General features: G+C 60.7%; 3 protein-coding genes. 1 reads left to right on the forward strand and 2 read right to left on the reverse strand.

The window, feature by feature from the left end; genetic code table 11:
* Positions 1 to 422: 422 nt before the first annotated feature.
* Both AAAC48_RS03225 and AAAC48_RS03230 read right to left on the reverse strand, forming a co-directional pair.
* A complete protein-coding gene (locus tag AAAC48_RS03225; RefSeq protein ID WP_340652790.1) occupies positions 423 to 1,490 on the reverse strand; it encodes an NAD(P)H-quinone oxidoreductase in 1,068 nt (355 codons plus the stop codon).
* Positions 1,491 to 1,501: 11 nt separating this feature from the next.
* Positions 1,502 to 2,833: an MFS transporter gene (locus tag AAAC48_RS03230; RefSeq protein WP_340652791.1), complete on the reverse strand. Its 1,332-nt coding sequence runs from the start codon at positions 2,831 to 2,833 to the stop codon at positions 1,502 to 1,504.
* A gap of 353 nt (positions 2,834 to 3,186) precedes the next feature.
* On the opposite strand from AAAC48_RS03230, the gene AAAC48_RS03235 reads away from it, so the two are divergent.
* A partial coding sequence (locus AAAC48_RS03235; protein ID WP_340652792.1) for a fumarylacetoacetate hydrolase family protein occupies positions 3,187 to 3,933 on the forward strand: 747 nt, incomplete at its 3' end.

The following is a 3,933-nucleotide window of genomic DNA, read 5'->3' on the forward strand; positions in this document are numbered from 1 at the left end:
CTATTCCCACAGTTCCCGTGAACGTTGGTTTCGAACTCATCAGCCGGGAGACAACCGCGCCAGCAAGGACGCAAGCGATGAAGAAGCCTAGGTTTTAAGAAAGTTGCTCCTTACATGGCTCCGTACAAAATTGTAAAGTATTGACAATCCTTCCTTTGAAAAGGCCGATAATGGCCATTTTGGCGCTGTCACGTTGTTTGAAGGACCGGCGCGTTAAGGCTTGTGCTAACAGTTTCAGACGAGCTGGCCACTGACGGCTTTCCACTGAGCCATTGCGTCCAGATCGATGAGCACCTGTCCCCCGAGCAGCTTTTCATAGCCTTTCAAGCTAGCCGCGGGTCGATTGGAACCGGAAGTACAACCAAAGTGTCGCTTTATGGCCATAACGAGAATCCCGCCACGTCATGCCCCGCCTATGGGGATTATGGGCGACATCCCAGGGTGGTGTCATGTCCAAGATAAACAACTGAATGCTGTGCTGGCGTCTGAAACACGGTCAAAACGATCTTTCCCATGGTCGCACCACTCTCCAGTAGCCGATGCGCGTCTTCGACCTGATCCAAGGGGAAGGTCGTGGTGACCGAGGAACGGATGCGGTTTTCGGCAACGAGCGGCAGCACATTGCATGACACCAGCTTGGCGATGCGACTTTTCTCCGCCTTCGACAGGGGGCGCAAGGTCGAGCCGACGAGGGTCAGGCGGCGTCGCAGAAGCGGCTCCAGATCGGCGGAAATCTTGCGGCCGCCCTGGAGCGAAATGATCGCGCAACGACCGTCTGGCGCCATGGCCTTGAGATTGCGGTCGATATAGTCGCCGCCAACCATGTCCAGCACGACATCGGCCCCCCACCCCCTGGTCGCTTCGGCAACGGCCTCAACGAAATCGACGCTGCGATAATTGATGGCCACATCGGCGCCGAGCGCTCGGCAGTAACCGCACTTTTCGTCGGAACCGGCGGTCACAGCCACCTTTGCGCCCGCCGCTTTGGCGCGCTGGATTGCGTGGCTTCCGATGCCGCCCGAGCCACCGTGAATGAGGACCCATTCGTTCCGTTTCAGGACCGCTCGTTCAACCAGGTTGAATTCGACCGTCATTGCGACCTCGGGAAGCGCGGCGGCGGTGATGAAGTCGATTTCATCGGGAAGCACGATGATCTGATCGGCTTCGGCGATCGCGTAGTCGGCGTAACCGCCGCCGTGGACGAGCGAGCACACCCGTTGACCGGGTTTCAGCGCAACACCGTCTCCGACCGCCTCGACTGTCCCCGCGACTTCAAGGCCAAGCGTCGGGTTGGCATCGGGCGGCACCGGATAGGTGCCGCGCCTTTGGGAAATGTCGGGCCGATTTACACCGGCCGCGTGAACCTTGATCAACACCTGGCCTGCCGCGGGAGCAGGCCGCGGCAGGCGCTGGATTTCCATGGCGGCCGGGCCGCCGGGAGCCGGACAGCGGACGGCGCGCATCGTTGGAGTGTCGGAGCAATGTGTCAAGTTGAGTATCCTCACGCTTTGGCCGGCGAGATCTGGCTGTTCCGGTAGGTCAGGTGCAAGCCCACGGTGGCGACCGCGGAAAGCGCCATGACGACCGCAAAGAATTGGTAGGCGTCGACCGGTGTCCAATAGTTAGAGAGCATGTGTCCCGTCAGCAGCGGCGCGAGGATCGCTACGCCGCGTCCGAAACCGATCATCAGGCCGACCCCCGTGCCGCGCAGTACGGTCGGATAGATCGTGGGGCTGATGGCGTAGAAGGCCGCCACGCCGCCATTCGCGCAAATGCCGATGGCGAAGGCGAGCACCATGGCGGCGGCGACGACACCGCTGAACTGGGCGTAGAGCGTGAATGCCACGCCTCCGAGCGCCAGCAACAGGATCGTTGCGAGTCGTCCGTTAGTCCAAAGCGTCAGCAGGCCGTAGAGCACGGCCCCCAGCACGCCGCCGAACTGGATCATCATGGCGATCCGGACGCCGAGATAGGCGTCGCCCGTGGCGTCGGAAATAATCTTGGCGGTCCAGGTATTGGCGAAATAGAAGGACGAGATAAGAAGCGCGTAACCGATCCAAAGGAAAGCCGTGCGCGAAAGGAGTGGTGGCTGCAACAGTTCACCGAGGCCCCGCTTCGTAGTGAGGATTTCCGAAGAGGCCCTCGCTTGCGGGAGAACCTTAACCGGCGCGTACCCCATACGGGCGGCGATACGGTTATAGGTCTTCAGGGCATCCTTGGGTCTGCGATGGACAAGATAATCGATCGATTCAGGAAGATAGAACAGGACGACCAGGAGCATTAAGCCCGTCAGGAGCGCGCCGAAGACGAAGGGCGCCTGCCAGCCAAATGACTTGAGCATTGGCGAGATTGCGAAACCCGCCAGGGCGGAACCCAGGGGCAAACCGGCGCCGTAAAGTCCCATGACGAGACCGCGCAGCCTGTCGGAGGAGTATTCCGAAACGATGATGTTTAGACTGGAAATCATCGCGCCGATGAACAGCCCGGCCGCGGCGCGAACGGCGACGAGCTGCCACAATGAAGCGCAAAAGCCCGAAACCGTCATCAGCGCGGTAATGGCGGCGAGGCAAAGCAATACGTGCCTGCGGCGGCCGATCTTGTCTGCGAGCGGAGACACGAACACGGCTCCGAGCGCCATCCCGAAGATGCCGGCGCTCAGAAGGTAGCCGACCTGCGAATTCGGCAGATTCCAGACCTTGGCGATTGCCGGCATGGCAAAGGGCATAGCCACGACTTCGTAGCCGTCGATCATGGCGAGCAGGACGCACATCAGGCAGATCCAGATCTGTGCTGGGCGCATCGGCCCGCTCTTGATAGATTCATCGAGTGTCATGAGCCTAAACCTCCCTGTGGGCAAGCGAAATACTCGAACCGCAGCGAAACGCGCATGGTCATCTGCCGCTTCCGTCGAAGGCGGCAGGCGATCCGATGCTGTTTTGGCGGTTCCTCCACCACCGCGGCTGCTCCTCGCATTTTCGCGACAGCCCGCACCGCGGCGTAACTCCGCTGCCAATGTTCGTGGAAACAGCCGCATTTGAAAACAGGCAAATTCAGGCCGTCCACCAGGCGGACGCGTTGCGACCTCCGTATGTGTCCGCCTGCCGGACGCGATGGACATTGTCAATTGTCACGGGGGCCGCCGCGGCTTTACATCGCACAACTCAACGGCCAGATTGGAGCTATCATATGCGCCTCGTATCTTTCGAAACCGGCGGTCGCCGAACGTATGGACTGGTCCGGGAAGACCGGATTTATGAAGCGACGGCGGCATTTCGTGCGTCCTATCCCGACCTGCGCGCGGTCCTCGCTGCCGGCAGGGCTGCCGCCATCGAGGTCGAAGGTCAGGGTATCGGTCTCGCAGATGTCACGCTGCTGTCCCCGATACCCAACCCCGACAAGATCATCTGCGTCGGTCTGAACTATGCCAACCACATCAAGGAAACCGGTCGCGAAAAGCCGAAATACCCCTCGATCTTCACGCGCTATCCCTCGTCGGTCCTTGGAAGCGGCGTTCCGCTTCAGAAGCCGGCCTGCTCGGATGAATTCGACTATGAGGGCGAGCTCGCAGTCATCATCGGCAAGGCCGGCCGCAACATTCCGGCTGCCGACGCCAAGGATCACATTCTCGGCTATTCCTGTTTTAACGACGGCACGATCCGCGACTTCCAGCGCCACACGACCCAGTTCTGGTCGGGCAAAAGCTTCGACGATACCGGTTCCATGGGGCCATGGATCGTCACGACCGACGAGTTGCCGAACCCGGAAGACCAGCACCTGCGCACCATATTGAACGGCCAGGAAGTTCAGACGACGCCGATCTCCGACCTCGCCTTCTCCATCGGCGAAATCATCGAATACGTCTCGACGGTCACCAGACTCCTGCCCGGCGACGTCATCGCCACCGGCACGCCCGGCGGCGTCGGGCGGTTCCGG

The sequence above is a fragment of the Phyllobacterium sp. genome, from assembly GCF_037994405.1.
Taxonomy (GTDB): Bacteria; Pseudomonadota; Alphaproteobacteria; order Rhizobiales; family Rhizobiaceae; genus Phyllobacterium.